The organism is Actinophytocola sp., from assembly GCF_050699915.1.
Taxonomy (GTDB): Bacteria; Actinomycetota; Actinomycetes; order Mycobacteriales; family Pseudonocardiaceae; genus Actinophytocola.
In genome coordinates, this window is record NZ_JBOHGA010000019.1 from 1 (window position 1) to 18073 (window position 18073).

At 69.4% G+C, this 18073-nt stretch carries 19 protein-coding genes; 9 read left to right on the top strand and 10 right to left on the bottom strand.

Annotation, left to right across the window (positions count from 1 at the left end):
* Nucleotides 1-321, bottom strand: a 321-nt coding sequence (locus ACRDSK_RS05715) for an AfsR/SARP family transcriptional regulator (protein WP_431438874.1), incomplete at its 3' end; no start/stop codon positions are given.
* 295 nt (nucleotides 322-616) lie between these two features.
* On the opposite strand from ACRDSK_RS05715, the gene ACRDSK_RS05720 reads away from it, so the two are divergent.
* Together ACRDSK_RS05720 and ACRDSK_RS05725 are read left to right on the top strand one after the other, a co-directional pair.
* On the top strand, nucleotides 617-1480 hold the full coding sequence (locus tag ACRDSK_RS05720) for a manganese catalase family protein (protein ID WP_431438875.1): 864 nt from the start codon (nucleotides 617-619) through the stop codon (nucleotides 1478-1480).
* A gap of 66 nt (nucleotides 1481-1546) precedes the next feature.
* Nucleotides 1547-2779, top strand: coding sequence for an Nramp family divalent metal transporter (locus ACRDSK_RS05725; protein WP_431438876.1), 1233 nt, complete (start codon nucleotides 1547-1549; stop codon nucleotides 2777-2779).
* Nucleotides 2780-2790: 11 nt separating this feature from the next.
* Here ACRDSK_RS05725 and ACRDSK_RS05730 read toward each other — a convergent pair whose 3' ends face one another.
* Both ACRDSK_RS05730 and ACRDSK_RS05735 read right to left on the bottom strand, forming a co-directional pair.
* Nucleotides 2791-3210, bottom strand: a complete 420-nt coding sequence (locus ACRDSK_RS05730) for an STAS domain-containing protein (RefSeq protein ID WP_431438877.1) — start codon at nucleotides 3208-3210, stop codon at nucleotides 2791-2793.
* A 188-nt stretch (nucleotides 3211-3398) separates the two neighbouring features.
* Nucleotides 3399-3887 carry a hypothetical protein gene (locus ACRDSK_RS05735; RefSeq protein WP_431438878.1) on the bottom strand — a complete coding sequence of 163 codons (489 nt, stop codon included), beginning with the start codon at nucleotides 3885-3887 and terminating at the stop codon, nucleotides 3399-3401.
* Nucleotides 3888-4134: 247 nt separating this feature from the next.
* On the opposite strand from ACRDSK_RS05735, the gene ACRDSK_RS05740 reads away from it, so the two are divergent.
* Nucleotides 4135-5346, top strand: a complete 1212-nt coding sequence (locus ACRDSK_RS05740; RefSeq protein ID WP_431438879.1) for a low temperature requirement protein A — start codon at nucleotides 4135-4137, stop codon at nucleotides 5344-5346.
* On the opposite strand, the gene ACRDSK_RS05745 is transcribed toward ACRDSK_RS05740, so the two are convergent.
* Nucleotides 5347-6150 carry a GAF and ANTAR domain-containing protein gene (locus tag ACRDSK_RS05745; protein WP_431438880.1) on the bottom strand — a complete coding sequence of 268 codons (804 nt, stop codon included), beginning with the start codon at nucleotides 6148-6150 and terminating at the stop codon, nucleotides 5347-5349.
* A 365-nt stretch (nucleotides 6151-6515) separates the two neighbouring features.
* Here ACRDSK_RS05745 and ACRDSK_RS05750 point away from each other — a divergent pair, with 365 nt between their 5' ends.
* From ACRDSK_RS05750 to ACRDSK_RS05760, 3 genes are all read left to right on the top strand, one after another.
* The gene (locus ACRDSK_RS05750) at nucleotides 6516-7343 is read left to right on the top strand and encodes a YsnF/AvaK domain-containing protein (RefSeq protein ID WP_431438881.1); all 828 of its coding nucleotides are present in this window, start codon (nucleotides 6516-6518) and stop codon (nucleotides 7341-7343) included.
* A 79-nt stretch (nucleotides 7344-7422) separates the two neighbouring features.
* Entirely contained in the window at nucleotides 7423-7992 is a 570-nt protein-coding gene (locus tag ACRDSK_RS05755) for a hypothetical protein (protein ID WP_431438882.1), read from the top strand.
* A gap of 302 nt (nucleotides 7993-8294) precedes the next feature.
* A complete protein-coding gene (locus ACRDSK_RS05760; protein WP_431438883.1) occupies nucleotides 8295-8735 on the top strand; it encodes a hypothetical protein in 441 nt (146 codons plus the stop codon).
* A gap of 171 nt (nucleotides 8736-8906) precedes the next feature.
* On the opposite strand, the gene ACRDSK_RS05765 is transcribed toward ACRDSK_RS05760, so the two are convergent.
* From ACRDSK_RS05765 to ACRDSK_RS05775, 3 genes are all read right to left on the bottom strand, one after another.
* A complete protein-coding gene (locus ACRDSK_RS05765; RefSeq protein WP_431438884.1) occupies nucleotides 8907-9425 on the bottom strand; it encodes a hypothetical protein in 519 nt (172 codons plus the stop codon).
* A gap of 229 nt (nucleotides 9426-9654) precedes the next feature.
* Nucleotides 9655-11304 carry a glycoside hydrolase family 43 protein gene (locus ACRDSK_RS05770; protein WP_431438885.1) on the bottom strand — a complete coding sequence of 550 codons (1650 nt, stop codon included), beginning with the start codon at nucleotides 11302-11304 and terminating at the stop codon, nucleotides 9655-9657.
* Nucleotides 11305-11418: 114 nt separating this feature from the next.
* Complete coding sequence (locus ACRDSK_RS05775) at nucleotides 11419-11865, bottom strand: hypothetical protein (protein ID WP_431438886.1); 447 nt, start codon at nucleotides 11863-11865, stop codon at nucleotides 11419-11421.
* Nucleotides 11866-11964: 99 nt separating this feature from the next.
* Here ACRDSK_RS05775 and ACRDSK_RS05780 point away from each other — a divergent pair, with 99 nt between their 5' ends.
* Nucleotides 11965-12357, top strand: a complete 393-nt coding sequence (locus ACRDSK_RS05780; RefSeq protein ID WP_431438887.1) for a MerR family transcriptional regulator — start codon at nucleotides 11965-11967, stop codon at nucleotides 12355-12357.
* Nucleotides 12358-12427: 70 nt separating this feature from the next.
* Here ACRDSK_RS05780 and ACRDSK_RS05785 read toward each other — a convergent pair whose 3' ends face one another.
* From ACRDSK_RS05785 to ACRDSK_RS05795, 3 genes are all read right to left on the bottom strand, one after another.
* Nucleotides 12428-13549 carry an MFS transporter gene (locus tag ACRDSK_RS05785; RefSeq protein ID WP_431438888.1) on the bottom strand — a complete coding sequence of 374 codons (1122 nt, stop codon included), beginning with the start codon at nucleotides 13547-13549 and terminating at the stop codon, nucleotides 12428-12430.
* A gap of 63 nt (nucleotides 13550-13612) precedes the next feature.
* Complete coding sequence (locus ACRDSK_RS05790) at nucleotides 13613-14068, bottom strand: GNAT family N-acetyltransferase (RefSeq protein ID WP_431438889.1); 456 nt, start codon at nucleotides 14066-14068, stop codon at nucleotides 13613-13615.
* 16 nt (nucleotides 14069-14084) lie between these two features.
* Nucleotides 14085-14942: a helix-turn-helix domain-containing GNAT family N-acetyltransferase gene (locus ACRDSK_RS05795; protein WP_431438890.1), complete on the bottom strand. Its 858-nt coding sequence runs from the start codon at nucleotides 14940-14942 to the stop codon at nucleotides 14085-14087.
* A gap of 540 nt (nucleotides 14943-15482) precedes the next feature.
* Here ACRDSK_RS05795 and ACRDSK_RS05800 point away from each other — a divergent pair.
* Nucleotides 15483-16838, top strand: a complete 1356-nt coding sequence (locus tag ACRDSK_RS05800) for an FAD-dependent oxidoreductase (RefSeq protein ID WP_431438891.1) — start codon at nucleotides 15483-15485, stop codon at nucleotides 16836-16838.
* Nucleotides 16835-18061, top strand: coding sequence for an MFS transporter (locus ACRDSK_RS05805; protein WP_431438892.1), 1227 nt, complete (start codon nucleotides 16835-16837; stop codon nucleotides 18059-18061). Before ACRDSK_RS05800 ends, ACRDSK_RS05805 begins: the two co-directional genes overlap by 4 nt.
* Nucleotides 18062-18073: the final 12 nt, after the last annotated feature.

The following is an 18073-nucleotide window of genomic DNA, read 5'->3' on the forward strand; positions in this document are numbered from 1 at the left end:
GAGCTCGGCCGCGTATCGGTGCACCGACACGACGTCTACGTGCACCGTCGTCGCGATGCGCAGCAGGCCCTGGCCGGCTTCGACGAGCGCGTGCGGCGGCTTCACCAGCCGCCACAACGACGAGCGCAAGCATGCCGCTGCCCGCCGGTCCGGGGTATCGGGCCACAGCGCCGCGGCGAGCGTGTTACGGGTCACCGGCCCGTTGTGCAGCGCGAGATAGGCGAGCAGACGCTGTGAACCAGGCGGGACGGGCACGCCCCGGTCGTCGACCAGGAGCTCGAAACCGGCCAACAGCCGGACGGAGATCAACGGCGCGGTCATGTGCGGTCCCCCCGCAGTTCAGTGATGTCGGAACGCCAACAGGCGTATTCCCCGATAACGCGAGCCCCAACGTGCCCGGCCAAGGTTTTCTGGGACGGTTCCACTATCGGGTTCCGAGCACGGCTGCCTGCAGCGGTAACCCGGCGGTCACGCGGCCGTGACACACCCCTTGCACGAATTCGTGATCGCGGTACGCGCGTGGTGGCAGTCCCCTCACAGCCTGTTCCTAGCGTTCCCGTCACCGCGTCGGGGCCGGCCCGAACCAGCCCCGACCCAGACCGAACGGGAGGCGTGGATGTTCACCCACACGAGCCGGCTGCAGTTCGAGGCGAAACCCGAGAAGCCGGACGCGCACTACGCGCGCAAGCTTCAGGAGCTGATCGGCGGCGCCTGGGGCGAGATGACCGTGACGATGCAGTACCTGTTCCAGGGCTGGAACTGCCGTATGGAGGGCAAGTACAAGGACCTGATCATGGACGTGGCGACCGAGGAGATCGGCCACGTGGAGATGCTCGCGACGATGGTGGCGCGGTTGCTGGAGGGGGCGCCCGCGCAGACGACGGCGGCGATGGTCGACAACGACCCGGTGATCGCCGCGGTGATCGGGGGGATGGATCCGCAGCAGGCGATCGTCAGCGGTGGCGGGCCGACCCTGTCGGACGCCAACGGGGTGCCGTGGAACGGCCGCTACATCGTGGCGAGCGGGAACCTGCTGGCCGACTTCCGGGCGAACGTGGCGGCCGAGGCGCAGGGTCGACTGCAGACGGCGCGGTTGTACAACATGACCGACGACCCGGGCGTACGGGACATGCTGAAGTTCAACCTCGCCCGCGACACGGTGCACCAGAACATGTGGCTCGCGGCGATCGAGGAGTTGCAGGAGGACGGTCTGGAGAGCGCGATCGCGCCGAGCGCGCTGTTCGACGAGGAGTACGCCGAGCACGCGGGCACGATCTGGCACCTGTCGGACGGTAAGGCCGGCGCGGAGGGGCGATGGGCGTCGGGCCCGGCACCGGACGGTATGCACGAGTTCGAGTATGTGCAGAAGCCGAAGCCGTTGGGCGGCAAGGCTTCCGCGCCCAAGCCAGACCCGATGCTGTACGCGACCAGCCCGGCGAACCTCGGGCTGATCGAGAAGGCGATCAAGAAGCTCACCTGATTCCCTCGTGCCCGCCGGCCACCGAGTGGCCGGCGGGCACATCCGTTTCGCCCCGGGAGATTCTTCATGGTCAGCTCCGTCGCCCTGCGCCCGCCGCTGCGGATGCCGCGACTGCGCGCGCTGGCCGGGCTCATGGGCCCGGCGTTCGTGGTCGCCGTCGCCTACGTCGACCCCGGCAACTTCGCCACCAACATGGCCGGCGGCGCCGGCTACGGCTACCTGCTGCTGTGGGTGATCGTCGCCGCCAGCCTGATGGCCATGTTCATCCAGTACCTGTCCGCCAAGCTCGGCATCGCGACCGGGCAGAACCTGCCGCAGCTGTGCCGCGAGCACTACTCCCGGCCGGCCACCGCCATGCTCTGGGTCCAGGCGGAGCTCGTCACGATGGCCACCGACCTCGCCGAGTTCGTCGGCGCCGCGGTCGCGCTGAACCTGCTGTTCGGCATCCCGCTGCTGCCCGCCGCGGGCATCACCGCCGTCGTCTCGTTCGGCATCCTGCTGTTGGCCCCGTTGCGCCGCAGGCGCTTCGAGAGCGTCATCGTCGGCCTGCTCGCCATCATCCTGCTCGGCTTCCTCTACCAGACCCTCCAGGTCGGCCCGCTCACCGGCGCGGGCGCGGGCCTCGTACCCGGCTTCGCCGGCACCGACAGCGTGCTGCTGGCGACCGGCATGCTCGGCGCGACCGTCATGCCGCACGTGATCTACCTGCACTCGGCACTCAGCCGCCGCCACGGCGACATCGCCGAGCGCCGGCGTGCGCTGCGGAGCACGCGCGTGGACATCGGTGTCGCGCTCGGCGTGGCCGGGTTGGTCAACGTCAGCATGCTCGTCGTCGCGGCGGGCGCCCTGCACGGCACCGCCGCGCCGGCGGAGTCGCTCGAGGACATGCACGGCAGCCTGGGCGCGCTGCTCGGTCCGGGCGCGGCGCTCGCATTCGCGCTCGCACTGCTCGCGTCCGGGTTAGCCGCGTCCAGCGTCGGGACGATGTCCGGGCAGGTCGTCATGGAGGGGTTTCTGCGCCGCCGGATCCCGCTGACGCTGCGCCGGCTCGTCACGATGGTGCCCGCGCTGGCGATTCTCGCCACCGGCGTCGACCCCACCCGGGCACTCGTGCTGTCCCAGGTGGTGCTCTCTTTCGGCATCCCGTTCGCGCTCGTGCCGCTCGTCCTGCTGTCCCGGCGCCGCGCTGTCATGGGCACATTCGTCAACCGTCGCGCCACTACCGTCGCGGGCGCCGTGATCGCCCTGCTGGTGTCGGGGCTCAACGTGTTCCTGCTGGCGCGCACACTGATGGGCTGACGGCGCGTGACTCATGCGCTGTCGTCTCCCGGAGTCGCCATGGTGACCGCGGCGAGCGCCGAAGCGACGGTGCCGAAGACGTGGAGATGGTCGGTGAGCCCGGACACGTCGAGTGACCGGGCGGTGGCCATCGAGTTGGAGACAACCCTCACCGAGGTCTTGCCCGCGGACTGGTGGGCCATGAGCAGCGCCTCGAGGCCACGCGAGGCGATGAACTCGACGGCGGACAGGTCGATCACCAGGACGGTGGGCTCTGCTCGCATCGCGCCCGTGATGGCATCGGTCAGCGTTGGCGTGGTGAGCAGGTCCAGCTCCCCGCTCACGTGAAGCACCACGCCGTCCCCGTGATGCTCGACTCCTACGGCGGCGCGGCCGGATGGTTCGTCGACGGTCTCATCGCGGGTCTCGTCGACGGTCTCATCGTGGGTCATGACCACAATCCTGCCCACCTCGGCACGACTTGAACAGAGCACTCCCACCCAGGTCACAGATGCCTCGGTCGGTCTCGCAGCGCATCCAGGTCACCGACGACGAGCTCGCCGCGCCCGACGAGTTCGGCCACGAGGGCCGGCGCGCGGACCACGTTCGCCGAGGTGTTGGCCCTGGCCCGCCTGTGATGTCAATCCGCTGTGGCGGCGAAGGCTTCGGTGCCGGCGCGGACGCGGAGGGGCTCGACCTCGGCACGCTGTAGCTCGGCGCGACCGATGAGCTCGTCGAAGTCGATGTCGGGCAGGCGGGCGGCGAGGCCGGCGAGATCGCGCAGAGTCGTCCAGAGCTGCTTCTTGCCGTCGATGCCCATGGCGAGGAACTCGAGTTCTTCGAACCGGCTCAGCGGCGAGTAGGACCGCAGGTTCCCGTTGGGCTTGAGCCGTCCGATGCGCTCGGCGCCCCACGCGAGAACCGGCTTGACCGGACTGATCCGCACGCCCAGCCCCCGCATGATGTCGCGGAAGGTTTCGACATCCTCGGTGATGCCGTTGGCTACCCGCTCGAGCGCGACGCCGAGCTCCGTGCCGCGGTTGCTGCCTGCCGACCGCCGCGCCAGCTCGCGCCAGCCGACGCCGAGTGCGAGCTGATCGTTGAGATAGATGTCCAGGAACTTCTTCATGCCCCGGAGGTACCCCTGCGGCGCAGGAGTATCCCCGCTCCGTGCGTGGTCAACCGACCCCGCGCGACCAGCTGACCGGTCCACCGCGCACGCTCGGCACTAGGTTGGCGACGGTGGCGCTGGGTATGCCTGGGTCGGCAAGTGGAGCGCGCCCGTCAGGCCGCGCAGCAGCTTCGCCGCAAGCGTCGATAGGTCATCACCGCGAACACAGCCGAAGGATTCGGGCCGGTCAATGACAGGAGCTCTCGTGAGTGCGGGCACTGAACGCGAGCCGATGATCCGCCCACCCGCCCTACGTACCGGTTGGGCGGCGTCGGCCAGCAGACTCGAGCTGTTCTTCGACCTCGCCTACGTCCTGGTCGTCTACGAGCTCGCCGCCACCTTCCTCAAGGATATGACTTGGTCCGGGTTCGGGACGTTCGTGTCCCTGTTCGTCGCCATCTGGATGTCCTGGGTCGGGTACACCCTCTACGCCAACCGATTCGACACCGACGACGTCGTGTTCCGAATCGCCAAGCTGGCCGCGACTCTGTCCATCGCCGGATGCGCCGCGGCCGCTTCGGCTGCGACTTCGTCGTTCTCGACGCCGTTCGCCATGAGCTTTCTCGCCGGCCGGCTGATCCTGCTGCTGCTCCACGCTCGCGCATGGCGGCACATTCCCGATGCCCGCCCGACCATCGGCGTCTACCTCACCACCATCGCGGTGAGTTCGGTGCTGTGGGCGGTGTCGTTGGCCGTCGTTGGACCCGCCCGGTACTGGTTGTGGGCCGTCGCTGTCGCCGCCGATGCGGCCGGACCCGTCATCGCCACCTGGCGCGACAATCATCTCCCGTTGCATATGGAACATCTCCCGGAGCGGTTCGGGCTTCTCGTCATCCTGGTTCTCGGGGAGGCCGTGGGTGGCGCGGCGACTGGCGTGCACGACACCATGTGGGTCGCTCCCGCGGTCGCCGTCGGCGTTGCGGGGTTCGTCATCGCCGCCGCGATGTGGTGGAACTACTTCGACGTCACCGCCGCCAGCAGCGCCGCTTCCCTGCAGCGGCGCGACGACGATGAGCGAGGCGGGAAAGCTGCCGACGAACGGCACGATCTGTTCGTTTACGGCCACCTGCCCCTCGCCCTGGGCATCGTCATGGCCGGAGTCGGCGTTGAGGACCTCGTCCTGCACCCGGATGCGCTTCCCTCAGCTGGCGGCTGGACCCTCGCCGCTGGTCTCGTCTTGTTCCTGGCAGGGTGCGCGCTCATCCTCGGCGGCAGCAGGCGCTCCTGGCGGGCGACCTGGCCGTGGCCCACCGCCGCGATCCCGATCGTGCTGGCCGTTGCCGCGGTCGGGCAATGGAACGCGCTGTTGCTCGTCGCGGGATTCGCGCTGTTGTGCCTCGCCCTGGCCGTGCGAGGAACTCTCAGCCGTCGCAGCGACACGGAGGGTCGCGCGTCCTGTGAGGACGGGGCGCGCTAGCTAGCTGGTGCCGTGTGTGGTGATGGCGGCGATGTCGGCGGTACCGTCGATGACCTTGCGGGCCAGGGCGGACAGACGTTCGTGGTTGGCGCGGGCGTAGTTGCGGAGCGCGGTGAAGGCGGCTTCTGGGGTGAGGGTGCCGCTGTGGGCGGCGAGCATGCCCTTGGCCTGTTCGATGACGACTCGAGCGGTGAGGGCGGCCTGCAGTTGTTCGGCGAGGGTTTCGCGCTGGACGATGCTGCGTCGCTGCAGGATGCCGATGGTGGCTACGTCGGCGAGTGACTGACCGAGTTCGGTGGACTTGGAGTCCGCACGGGCGGGCCCGGTGTTGAGCAGTGACAGTGCTCCGATCACGCTGCGGCGCAGCCGCAGCGGCAGTGCGTGTACGGCGCGGTAGCCGCAGAGTTCGGCCGCGGCGGCGTACCTCGGCCACCTGTCGGTGTCGGCGGCCAGGTCGTGGCTGAACACGGGTTGCGCGGTGAGCACGCATTCCACGCATGGCCCGCCCTCGGTGTCGGCGGCGAACAGCTCCAGCAGTTCGGCTCTCTCCGACGAAGCGGCCGCCATCCGCACGCCGCCGCGTTGATCGGCGAGCAGGACCCCGGCGGCGTCCACCTCGAGTAGGTCCACGCAGTGGTCGACGAGCATGTGCAGGAAGTCGGTGAGGTCGAATTCGTCGATCATCGTGTCCGCGAGGCTCACGAACGCCCGGGCTACCCGACGCTCGCGCAACGCTCCCACGCCGTCGGCGGGTGCGCTCGACGCGGCCGTGTGGATGGACGTTTCTCGTGGCTGGTGTTTCATCCTGGTCACTCCCCGTGTCCGCGGATGCGGTTCACCGACGCCAGTTACCCCCCGAACTCCTCTCGACACCTCCGCGATCCCCGTCGACGCGTCGCAGCGCGTCACCTCGATAACCGGTATTCCGCGGGTGTGTAAGCCGAGTTGGGGAGGGTAGTCCGAGCGAACGGAGCTGCCGAGCTCCCACGGCCGCGACGCAGCGGCCGTTTCCGGCAAGTTTGTCGCCCCAGATCCCGGTGACACTTTGTGAGAGCACCATCACCAAAGTATGTCGCTGACTTGAATTGCCGCCACGTCAAGAACTTCGCAGCGAAATCCGATAACGCACGCCTGCTCGGGCGTGCATGCACGTCGAAGGAAAGAACATCATGACTCTCGCGAACATGAGTAACCCGGACGAGATGACCGGCGCTTCGGTAAACGGCCGAGACGGCTCGTCGCTCGGCAAGGTCGACGCCATCTACTACGCCAACGACACGAACAAGCCTGAATGGGCGGCGGTGAAGAGCGGTCTCTTCGGCGGACACGTCTCTCTCGTTCCGCTCCAGGACGGTAGCTGGGACGGCAACGCGTTGACCGTGCCGTTCGACAAGGAAGCCTTGAAGTCGGCGCCACACCGTGATCCGGACTCGGAGTTGTCGCCGACCGACGAGGAGGAGCTCTACAGCCACTACGGCATGTCGAGTTCCGGCGGCTCACCGACCTCGGCCGACGACGCGCAAAACGCCTCCGGGGACCGCCGGCGCGACCGGGCCGGTGAGCCCGGCGTTCGGGGCCATGACACCTCGGGTCCGACCACCGACGACGCGATGACCCGTTCTGAGGAGCGGCTGCGGGTCGGCACCGAAGAACGTGAGGCCGGCCGGGCAAGGCTGCGCAAGCACATCGTGACCGAGAACGTCACCACGACGATCCCTGTGTCGCGCGAGGAAGTCACCCTCGAGCGGGAGCCGATCACCGAGACCAATCGTGGTGCCGCGCTCACGGGGGAGGATCTGTCCGAAGAGACCCACGAGGTCACCCTTACCGAACAGCGACCCGTGGTCGAAAAGCAGACCGTCCCGGTCGAGCGTGTCCGGTTGGGCACCGAGACCGTCACTGACGACCAGCAGGTCGATGAGACCGTGCGCAAGGAAGTCATCGACACCGAGGGCGCCCACCCCGCCGGCAGGCGTCGCCGCGGCAAGAAGAACTAGTCGCCGCGAAGAAACTCGGACGTCGACAACTGGAACCGCGAACATCACTCGCCATTCGACACGAACGGGAGTACATCCAATGTCTGATCGCAACACGACTATCCGCACGATGCATGACCTCGGGCTCGCCGCCTGGTTCGGCGGCTCGCTCGCCGGAGCGGTCGCCGTGAACGGCGCAGCCGCTGACGTTCCCGACCCGAAACAGCGGCTCATCGTGGCCAACGCGGGCTGGGCGCGCTGGGCTCCGGTCAACGCGGCGGCGATCGGCGCCCACCTCCTCGGCGGCGCCGGGCTGCTTCGTGCCAACCGGGACCGGGTGGCGGGACAGCGTGGTGTCGCCGCCATGACGGCCGCCAAGCTCACGCTTACCGGGGCCGCACTCGCGATCACCGCCTACAGCGGCGCGCTGGGTAGGAAGCTGCGCGCGGCGGGCGGAGTCGTGGTCGAAGGTGGTACCGACCCGGCTCCGAGCACCCCGGACGAGGTTGCGCGTGTGCAGCAACAGCTTGGTCTCTGCCAGTGGCTCATCCCGGCGCTGACTGGGGGGATCTCGGTACTCACCGCCTTGGCGGGCGAACAGCAACGTCCTGCCCAGCAGTTTGTCGGAATCGTGACAAGACCAGTGAAGTGGTTGCGTTCCGCCGGCTGAGGTAACTCACGAAACACACCCCAACAGGAGTCAACATGAACGGCACACCAAGTGGCGCCCATCGTGGCCGGTCGGACACCACAACCGACGACCGTCCCTCCCGCGAGCAGACACCTCAGACGCCGGCGCCTCCGACGTCGGCGCCGGACACCCTCCCAGAGCGTGGACCCGACCACGGGGAGGTCACCGACCGGCAGAAGGAGCGATTCGGCGGAATCAAGTGGGGATCCGCGTTCTTCGGCTGGCTGACCGCGATCGGCACCGCGGTCCTGCTGACCGCGCTCGTCGCTGCCGCGGCCGCCGTGTTCGGACTGTCGTGGGCCGGTGGCCCAGGACAGACCGCGGAGCAACTCGACCAGGCCGGCGAGACCGTTGGCATCACCGGCGCGATCATCGCGGCGGTCGTCATCTTCATCGCGTACTACTGCGGTGGCTATGTGGCCGGCCGAATGGCGCGATTCAGCGGTGTCAAGCAAGGCATCGCGGTATGGATCTGGACGATCATCATGACCGTTCTGGTCGCGATACTCGTCGCGGTCACCGGAGCCCAGTTCGACATCCCCGACGGACTGCCCCAGCTGCCGATGGAGGACGGGACCCTCACTGCCGCTGGCATCGTCTCCGCGCTGATCGTGCTCGCCGTGAGCCTCGTCGGCGCCATTCTCGGTGGTCTGGCCGGCATGCGATTCCACCGCAAGGTCGACCGCACCGGCTATGAAACCCGTACGGACAACGACAGCTGACCGACTACGTCCAGCGAACGCGGAAGCGCCGACGCCCTGGACTCGACCGCCTGACTCCGACAGGCGGTCGAGTCCAGGCATCCAACGTCGTCCAGACATGCGCCGAGCAACGGCGGCGAGCGATCAAGTCCGGACCTACGCGGGGTACCGGGCGCCGGCGCGTCGGGAGCGTCAGCTGACCTTCAGTGAGGAGATCTTGTTGTTGAACGCGGTCAGTTCGATGTCGTGGTCCTGGTAGCCGGCGAAGTGCGCGCCGGACAACCGCAGCCCGTCGTAGGCCTTGATGTCGCAGTTGTTGTGCGTGGTGAACGAGCCGGCCCAGTTGGACCGCTGGCCGAGGTCGGGGATCTGGTAGTCAGGCCGGCCGGTGCCTACCGAGCAGTTCTCCTTGCTGAAGCTGCCGATCAGGTAGGCGTTGCCGTCGTAGCCGGTCCGGGGGAACAGCCGGACGTGGATGTGGAACGGGATGCCGCCGGTCGACCGGAAGCCGGCGACCTCCGTCGTGCTGTTGAAGCAGGTCTCCTTGCCGTCGTCGACGTTGAGGACACACTGCTCCCCGGACGCCTTCGCCGTGCCGTCGGACGCCGTCGCGGCTACCGCGCCACCGACGCTGAACGCGACCGCACCACCGACGCTGACTGCGGCCACGGCGGCGGTGGCGATGCCGGCCTTCCAGAACGCCTTGCGCATGTGTCGAACCCCTCTCGTTACCGGTGCCTTCTGCACCGCGCACCGCCTTCGACACCCCACGGCCCAGATCGGATCGCCGCACAGCACCTCGGTAAGAACCCCGTAACCACGTGCCGGAACCAGCAGTGGAATGGCACGGAGCCGACGATTGGCCACTTCGTCCGGCTCGGCCTTCACCGGCGCCGGCGCCGGGCGCGGATACACCGGCCGCGAACGCGGCCGGCCCGCACTACCTCCCGGCCAGCACCGGGATCGTGACGCGGACCGGGAGCCGCACGCCCGAACGTGTGTTGGCGACGTCGCGATAGCCACCCGCGGCCCGGTGTCGCTGGTACACCACCGTCAGCAGGGCCGGGCGATGGGCGGTCACCGCCACCGAGGCACCGTTCACCGTTACCGTGCCGGCGCCGGCCGGGCGGAGCGTGGCGCGCAGCCGGTTCTGCGGGTTCGTCAGGTCGAACTCGCCGCCGGGTGCGGCTCGCACGTGGACGGTGGTCGACGCCGGAGCATGCAGCACCCGGTCCGAGGCATGGATCCGCAGCGGGCCGACGCCGGACGGCACCGGCTCGTCCGATGTGGACGAGGTGATCGACAGGCCGCCGGGGTCGATGTTCATCGTGGACGTGTACAGCGCGCGCGGTGACGTGGTGGATGGGCGGCCGTGGTGCACGTAGTAGGTCTGGCGTCCGTCGGGCGAGTCCACGATGCTGCCGTGCCCGGTCGAGTACAGGCTCTTCGCCGGGTCCTGCGACAGGACCGGGTTCGCCGGGCTCTTGCGCCACGGTCCGAGCGGACCGCGGGCGGTGGCGTAGCCGACCCCGTAGTACTCGTTCTCGAAGTTGTTCGCCGAGTAGGTCAGGTAGTACAGCGGCCGGCCCTGGGCGTCGACGGTTCGGACCGTGGTCGAGCCCTCGGCCCAGCGGCGGTCCTTCTTCTCGCCGCCGCTGTTCGCGTAATCGTCGACGTGCGCGTTCTCCCATGCCTGTTTGTCCGAGCCGTAGTTCAGGATCGGCACGAAGCCGTCCTTGCGGGTCCCCGGCGGGTCGTCCGGCGCGAGGTTCGCGTTGCGGTACGCGGGCGCGATGGCCGGCATCGTGGTGCCGGCCGGGTCGTGCCACCAGTCGCCGGTCAGCTCGACGGCGTAGATGTTGGACTCCTCGATGTACTTGCCGAGGTCGTGGTCCCACACCCAGTTCCGGTAGGCGTTGCGCGAGTAGTACAGGTAGATCCGGCCGTCCACGTCGAAGAACACGTTCGGGTCGATGAACGGGATGTAGGTGCCCAGCGGGGCCGTCTGCCCCTCCTCGAGGGTCGCCGGCGGCTTCTTCTGCGTGGCGTCCATGATCAGGTTGACGTCGTGGTAGGCGGGGTCGAACGGGTAGTAGTCCAGCGGGGCCTCGACGATGTCGCGGAACGGCCCGGCCGGCGAGCGCGACACGGCCACGCCGACCTTGCTCGCCTCCTCGAAGTCCGGGTAGCGGAAGTGCTCGGCCACGTTCCGGTTCATCCGGCCCGCGTAGAACAGGAAGTACAGGCCCGTGCGCGGGTTGTGGTAGACCTCCGGCGCCCAGAACCAGTCGTTGGCCCAGTCGCCGTCCTGGCCCGCCCGCAGCGCGCCGCCGGGCAGGTGTTCCCACGTGGCGAGATCGGGCGAGCGGTAGATCGCGAAGTGGTGACCGGGGTCGGCACCCTCGGTGGAGTAGGCGTAGTAGTAGCCGCTGGCCCGGTCGAACATCACGAACGGATCGGCGCCCGGGGTGGCGGCGTCGTTGTGGTAGGTCGCGTCGGTCGACCAGCCGGGGTGAGCGGAGGCGGCCCCGGGCAGCAGGGCCCAGACCAGGACACAGGCAAAGGTGACGAGCAGGGCGTCGCGTCGCATGTTCCCATCTTGCCGCCCGCGCGCCCGCGACGATTAGTGCCGTGAGTCGTTAGTCCGAGGCGTGCGGCTTCGGTGCGACGGCCGGCAGGTGCGACTCGACGTCAAGCCTCGACGTCATGCCGTTGCTTCGGACTGGCGCTGATCCTGACGCTGATCCTGTCGCTGGTCGTCGAGGAACATGCCGGTGGCGATCGTCCGGTCGCGCAGTGCGTCGATGCCGCCGAACGCCGTCTGGGGCAACTGGACGTACTCGTCGAGGAACACGCGGGCGTTCGCCGGTCCGAGGACGTCCCACACCACCGTGCCGTCGGTGACGGTGATCGCCATCCGCAGGAACGCACAGCACCGCTGCTCGGACGCTGCCTGCGCCCGCACTCGCTCCTCGACCCCCTCCTTGGCCTGGAAGGTCCACCGCACGCCCCAGTCGGTGCGCTCCCCGGTGACGAAGACCTCCTCGGCGAACAGCGCGCGGTAGGTCTCCATCATCGCCTGCTCGTCGTCGCCCGGTCGGATCGTGCACACGATGGGTGCGTCCGGCGGAATCTCATAGGTCTCGGTCATCGGTGTCCTCCTCGTGCTCAGGGTGCTGGTGCACCATCACCGATAACCGTAAACTCTTGACTCTGGTCCAGAGTCAAGGCTTATCGCGGAGGTGTGTGGATGAAGATCGGCCAAGTCGCCCAGCAAGCCGGTGTCACCGTCGACACGGTCCGCTTCTACGAACGCCGTGGCGTACTACCTGCGGCGCAGCGCCGACCCTCCGGCTACCGCATGTTCAGTGAGTCCACAGTAGAACGAATCCGCACGGCCAAAGCCCTACAGGACATGGGCTTCACCCTGGACGAAGTCATCGACGCGCTGCACGCCCACGACGCCGGCGGCACCACCTGCGACAGCGAACGCTGGCGCCTCGAAGCCGTCGTCGACCGCATCGACACCAAGATCGCCCACCTGAACCGAGCCCGGCGCCACGCACAGACCATCCTCGACGACTGCCGAACCGGCCACTGCCAACTCACACCCAACCACGACACAAACCCTCACCACCGCTGAGCGGGACGCCAGTAAGGGCGGCTGGCAACACCCCTGCTCCGGCCTCGACCCCGGTCAGCGGGCTCACCTGTCAGCGTGGCGGGGTGTCGCGGCGCCTTTTGTTGACCACGGCGAGAAGTGCGAGGGTTGCGGTGGGAAGCAGGCCGAGGGCGGCGAAGCCGAGGTGTTGGGCGAGGAGGCCGCCGAGTGCGGGGCCGGCCAGGTAGCCGAAGATGCCGAGTTGAGACCAGACGATCATGGCGGTGACGATGCGCGTGGTCGGGACCGCGTTGAGGAGCAGACCGGTAGCGCCGGTTTGGGCGGCGCCGATACCGAGGCCGATGAGCAGGAGGGCGGCGGCCCAGGGGAGGTAGGCGTTGGTGGCGCCGGCGAGGGTGAGGCCAACCGTGATGGCGACGGCTCCGGTGACGAGCATGCGGGCGGGCGCCTGGTGGCCCGCAGCGGCGGAGCCGATCGCGATGAGGGCTCCGACGGCGAGGTAGGCCAGGCCGATGCCGGCTTGGGAGAGGCGGCCTGCGAAGTGCAGGGGGAGGACGCCATCGAGTGCACCGGTGGCGAGGATGGCGAGCATGATGCCGACGGCGGCGATCCAGAATCCTCGGGTGCGTAGAGCGCTGCGGTCGGAGCGGAACTGGTCGGCTGCGGGACTGGGGAGCGCGGCCGCGGCGGGGGCGATGAGGGCGAGCAGCAGGGCGTAGGTGAGGAAGGGGGCCGTGGTGCCGCCGAGCGCGCCGAGTAGCGGGCCGAGGAGAGCGCCGGCGGAGTAGGCGGCGTAGATGCGGCTCATGCACAGGTATTCCTGGCCGGGCCAGTAGGCGAGCGTGGCGAAGGTGACGCCGATCCAGAGTCCGCCGGATCCGAGGCCCATCAGGGCGCGCGCGGCGAACAGCAGGGGAAGCCCGGACGCGGTGGCGAACAGCACGGCGCCGACGGCGGCCACAGTGACGGCGGCGAGCAGGGTGGCGCGGGTGCGGCCGGCGCGGACGAGGCGCCCGGCCGCGGCGAATCCGGCCATCATGGCGAGGGGGAAGGTGCTGGCGAGCGCGCCGATGAGGGCGGGGCCCGCGTCGTGGCGTTCGGCGAGGGTGGGCAGGGTCGGTGCGATCACGCTGTAGCCGGCGGAGTCGATCGCGGCGAGGGCGAGCAGGATGGGGTAGGCGAGCGAGCGGGCCCGGGTGTTGCGTAGCCACACGGAATTCCACCGCCGCCAGGGGCCTGCGGCGGCGTCGTCTCCGTGTGCCGACACCATCGCCGGTTACACCTGTCTGGTCATGAAGGTGTTGTGCGGGCTGGGTTGGTAGTCGGCGAAGGGGGCGCAGTAGTCGAAGGCGAACTTCTCGTACAGCCTGCGTGCGGGAAGGAAGAACTCGTCCGCGCCGGTTTCGAGGCTGAGGCGGGTGAAGCCAAGGCGCTGGGCTTCGGTGATGATGTGGTCGAGCAGCAGGGCGGCGATCCCGCTGCGCTGGCGGGTTGGGCTGGTGCGCATCGACTTCACCTCGGCGTGGTCCGGGGCCAGTCGTTTGAGCGCGCCGCAGCCCACCAGGGCGTTGCCGTCCCGTACGGACCAGAACGTGATGTCCGGTGCGCGGAGTGCGTCGAGGTCCAGGGCGTACTTGCTCTCCAGCGGGGTGATGGCGCGCAGCTGCCGGATGTGCTCGTCGAGGAACGCGGCGATCTCCGGTCCGGAGAGGTCGTCCACCACGATCTCCATACGCGCTCCCGCGGGGTCAGCTCGTGACAGGGTCGGTGACGGTGTCGGCACGGCGTTCGATGACAACGGTGTCGTGCCAGGTGCCGTGGAGTTGGGCGATGCGTTCGCGGACGCCGACGATGCGGTAGCCGGCGGAGTGGTGCAGGGCGATGCTGGCGCGGTTCTCGGTGAAGATCGCGGTCTGTAGCGTCCACAGCCCGGCCGCGTCGGCGGCCACGACCTGCTGGCGGATGAGGGCCTTGCCGACTCCGCGGCCGCGCCGTCGTTCGGTGACGTAGATGGAGCTTTCGGCGACGCCGGAGTAGCACTCGCGGGTGGACACGGGGCCGAGCGCGGTCCAGCCGGCGACCTCGCCGTCGACCTCGGCTACCCAGCGGTGGCCGAGTAGCCATTTCGCCTCGAGGCTGGCGCGGTTGGGGACGGTGGTCTCGAAGGTGGCGATGCCGGTGGCGATGCCCTCGGCGTAGATGCGCCGCACGGCGGGCCAGTCACGCGGTTCGAGCGCGCGGACGGTGACGTCCTCGGGCACGTCGGCCGGGCAGCAGGGGCGCGGCGCGAGTAGTCCCATCACGGCGTCCGCTGCGTGCGGCAGGCCGACGCAGCAGGCCTGGTTCACCGTCACCCGGGTGCTGGCGCCTTCCTTGTGCAGTAGCAGGAACCCGACGTCGGCGAGTTTGCGGACGTGGTGGGAGCAGGTGGACTGGCTGATGCCGAGCGTCTCGGTCAGGGCGCCCACGCTGATCCCGCCCGGCGCGATGGCGACCGTGTGCAGCAGCCGCACCCGGTTCGGTTCGGACAGGCAGGCGAACCATTCGGCGTAGGTCGCCGCCTCCGCGTCCGGGAGGACTTGCGCGGGCGGGACGGTCGACGTCATGACGCATGATTATCGACGTAGGTCGATGGTAGGTCAACTTGTTCAGGTGGTCAGAGGCGATGGCGTCAGCTGTCGCCGACGTTATCCGCAGCATCCGCGACCGGCGTCGATGGCTTGCGCCCGGTCGGTCGGGGTGCAGCACCGCCCTGCGGCAGTGGCCTCAGCGCTGCCGCAACATCCGCGAACCGCCGGGTCGGTCTCAGTGGTCTCGGCCGTGACGGTGTCGTGGCAGCAGTCGGTCGTGACGGGCGTGACGTTGCCGACTGTGGCGTACGTGCTCATGTCGTGCTCCTTGGTTAGATAGCTGTCTAAATCTTCTGGGCGACAGCTTGCAGGTTGATTCGACAAGTGTCAATATAGAAGTGTGTCTAATCAGCTGTCGTCGAGATCCCTGCGGCGCGGGGGCTGTCACCCGCGGTCGGCTTGCCGGTCGCGGACCGTGACTCAATGATCGATCCTGATCGATGGTTGTGTTCGTCGAGTCAGGTCGATAGCCTCTGCCGCAGTCGATCGAGCGGCATCGATGAATGGGAGTGGGAGATGTCGGCGTTGCCGGTGATCGTGGTCGGTGCCGGGCCGGTGGGTTTGGCCGCGGCGGCCGAGCTGGCCGCACGTGGCCTGGAGCCGCTGGTGCTGGAGAAGGCGGATCGGGCCGGCGCGGCGGTCGCCGCGTGGCACCACGTGCGGTTGTTCTCGCCGTGGTCGGAGCTCGTCGGCCCGGCCGCCGGTCGGCTACTCGAGCCGACGGGGTGGGAGCGGCCCGTCGGGGCGGAGTATCCGACGGGGGAGGAGTGGGCGAGTCGCTATCTGCGACCGCTGGCCGACGTGCTGGGCGCGCGAGTCCGGTTCGGCGCGGAGGTGGTCGGCGTGGCCCGCCGCGGGCGCGACCGGGTTGTCGACGTCGGCCGCGAGACCGAGCCGTTGACGGTGCACGTCCGGCATCGTGACGGTCGGGAGGAGCGGATCACCGCCCGCGCGGTGATCGATGCCTCGGGGACCTGGGAGCTGCCGAACCCGCTCGGCGGTGACGGGCTGCCCGCGCTCGGCGAGCACGACGCCGCCGACCGGATCTCCTACCGGGTGCCCGATCTCACCGACGAGGCCGTGCGGGCACGGTACGTCGGCCAGCACGTCGCCGTTGTCGGCAGTGGACACTCGGCGCTGACCGCGCTGGTCGCGCTCACCGGTCTCGCGGACACCGGGACGCGGGTCAGCTGGGTGCTGCGCCGCGGCACGGTGGGTGACGTCTTCGGCGGCGGCGATGCCGATCAGCTGCCTGCGCGCGGTGCGCTGGGGTTGCGCGCGAAGCAGTCGGTGGCCGCGGGCCACGTCGAGGTGGTGACCGGATTCCGCACCGAGACAGTGGAGCGCGACGCCGAGGGGCACCTGACACTGGTGTCCGGCGCCGGGCATCGGGTGTCCGGTGTGGACGCGGTGGTCGTGCTGACCGGCTTCCGGCCGGACCTGTCGTGGCTCTCGGAGCTGCGGCTGGAACTGGATGCGACGCTGCAGGCGCCGGTCGCGCTGGCACCGCTCATCGACCCGAACGTGCATTCCTGCGGCACCGTGTACCCGCACGGTGTCAAGGAACTCGGCCACCCGGAGCCGAACGTCTACCTGGCCGGTATGAAGAGCTACGGCCGCGCGCCGACGTTCCTGGCGATGACCGGCTACGAGCAGGTCCGCTCGATCGCCGCCAGTCTCGCCGGTGACCGCGCGGCGGCGGAGCGGGTGGAGCTCGTGCTCCCGGAGACCGGGGTGTGCGGCGGCGCCGGGGTGTTCGACGAGCCGGCACAGGACCAGGCCCAGGACCAGGCGGGTGGCTGCTGCGGCCCCGTCACCGTCCTGGAGACCGCACCCGAGATGCTGACCTTGGCCGCGCCGCCGGCGCGGTGACCGGTCCGCGCGACGCCACGACGCCTGCCGCGTCGGGGGAGGTGTCGCGCACGGGGAAGCGGGTGGTGCTCGCGACCCTGTGCGCGACACAGATCACCAGCTGGGGCGTGCTCTACTACGCGTTCCCGGTGCTGGCAGGTGACATCACCGCGGCGACCGGCTGGTCGACGGCGGCGATCACCGCCGCGCTGTCGGCCAGCCAGCTGGTGGCCGCGCTCGTCGGGATCCCGGTCGGCCGCCGGATCGACCGACACGGCCCGCGCACTGTGATGACGGCGGGCTCGGTGCTCGCCGTGCCGGCCGTGGTTCTGGTCGCCACGGCGCAGAACCTGCTGTGGTTCGTCGCGGCCTGGCTGGTGGCCGGAATGGCGATGGGTGCCGTGCTGTATCCGCCCGCGTTCGCCGCACTGACCCGCTGGCACGGCCCGGACCCGGTGCGGGCGCTGACGATCCTGACCCTGGCCGGCGGTCTGGCGAGCACTGTGTTCGCCCCACTGACCGCCGCGCTCGTCGCGCACCTGGACTGGCGGACCACCTATCTCGTGCTCGCCGCGATCCTGGCGACCATCACCGTCCCGGCGCATTGGTTCGGCCTGCGCCAGCCCTGGCCGCCGCGGCCCGAACCCGGTCGCGTGGACACCGACCCGCGGCACACCGCGCGCAGCGGCACGTTTCTCGCGTTGGCGGTGGTGATGAGCCTGGCCGCGCTCGCGACGTTCGCCGCGGTCATCAACCTCGTGCCGCTGCTCACCGAGCGGGGCATCTCGACTGGCGTCGCCGCGGTCGCCCTCGGGCTCGGCGGCGCCGGGCAGGTTGTCGGCCGCCTCGGCTACGCCGCGATCGTGCGCCACACCAGCGTCCTGGCGCGCACCGTGGCGATCCTCGCAGCGCTGGCACTGACCACGGCCGCGCTCGGCGTGCTCGCGACCGTCGTGGCTCTGACCGTCGGGGCGGTGGTGGCGGGCATGGCCCGTGGCGTGTTCACCCTGCTGCAGGCGACCGCCGTCACCGACCGTTGGGGCCGCCGCTACTACGGCCACCTCACCGGGCTGCTCTCCGCGCCGATGACGATCACGATGGCGACGGCGCCGTTCGCCGGTGCCGCGCTGGCCGATGTGCTCGGCAGCTACCACACCATGTTCCTGGTCCTCGGTGGACTTGCTGCAGCTGCGGCAGTGCTGTCCGTGCTGACAATCCCCAGACCCGCGAGCGCGCTCTCATGACTGACGTTCGCT

Coding starts and splice junctions, on each gene's coding strand:
- ACRDSK_RS05780 (WP_431438887.1), top strand. CDS start 11,965: ATGAAGATCGGCCAAGTCGCCCAGCAAGCCGGTGTCACCGTCGACACG.
- ACRDSK_RS05765 (WP_431438884.1), bottom strand. CDS start 9,425: ATGCGCAAGGCGTTCTGGAAGGCCGGCATCGCCACCGCCGCCGTGGCC.
- ACRDSK_RS05795 (WP_431438890.1), bottom strand. CDS start 14,942: ATGACGTCGACCGTCCCGCCCGCGCAAGTCCTCCCGGACGCGGAGGCG.
- ACRDSK_RS05725 (WP_431438876.1), top strand. CDS start 1,547: ATGGTCAGCTCCGTCGCCCTGCGCCCGCCGCTGCGGATGCCGCGACTG.
- ACRDSK_RS05755 (WP_431438882.1), top strand. CDS start 7,423: ATGTCTGATCGCAACACGACTATCCGCACGATGCATGACCTCGGGCTC.
- ACRDSK_RS05745 (WP_431438880.1), bottom strand. CDS start 6,150: ATGAAACACCAGCCACGAGAAACGTCCATCCACACGGCCGCGTCGAGC.
- ACRDSK_RS05730 (WP_431438877.1), bottom strand. CDS start 3,210: ATGACCCACGATGAGACCGTCGACGAGACCCGCGATGAGACCGTCGAC.
- ACRDSK_RS05750 (WP_431438881.1), top strand. CDS start 6,516: ATGACTCTCGCGAACATGAGTAACCCGGACGAGATGACCGGCGCTTCG.
- ACRDSK_RS05800 (WP_431438891.1), top strand. CDS start 15,483: ATGTCGGCGTTGCCGGTGATCGTGGTCGGTGCCGGGCCGGTGGGTTTG.
- ACRDSK_RS05720 (WP_431438875.1), top strand. CDS start 617: ATGTTCACCCACACGAGCCGGCTGCAGTTCGAGGCGAAACCCGAGAAG.
- ACRDSK_RS05735 (WP_431438878.1), bottom strand. CDS start 3,887: ATGAAGAAGTTCCTGGACATCTATCTCAACGATCAGCTCGCACTCGGC.
- ACRDSK_RS05770 (WP_431438885.1), bottom strand. CDS start 11,304: ATGCGACGCGACGCCCTGCTCGTCACCTTTGCCTGTGTCCTGGTCTGG.
- ACRDSK_RS05775 (WP_431438886.1), bottom strand. CDS start 11,865: ATGACCGAGACCTATGAGATTCCGCCGGACGCACCCATCGTGTGCACG.
- ACRDSK_RS05790 (WP_431438889.1), bottom strand. CDS start 14,068: ATGGAGATCGTGGTGGACGACCTCTCCGGACCGGAGATCGCCGCGTTC.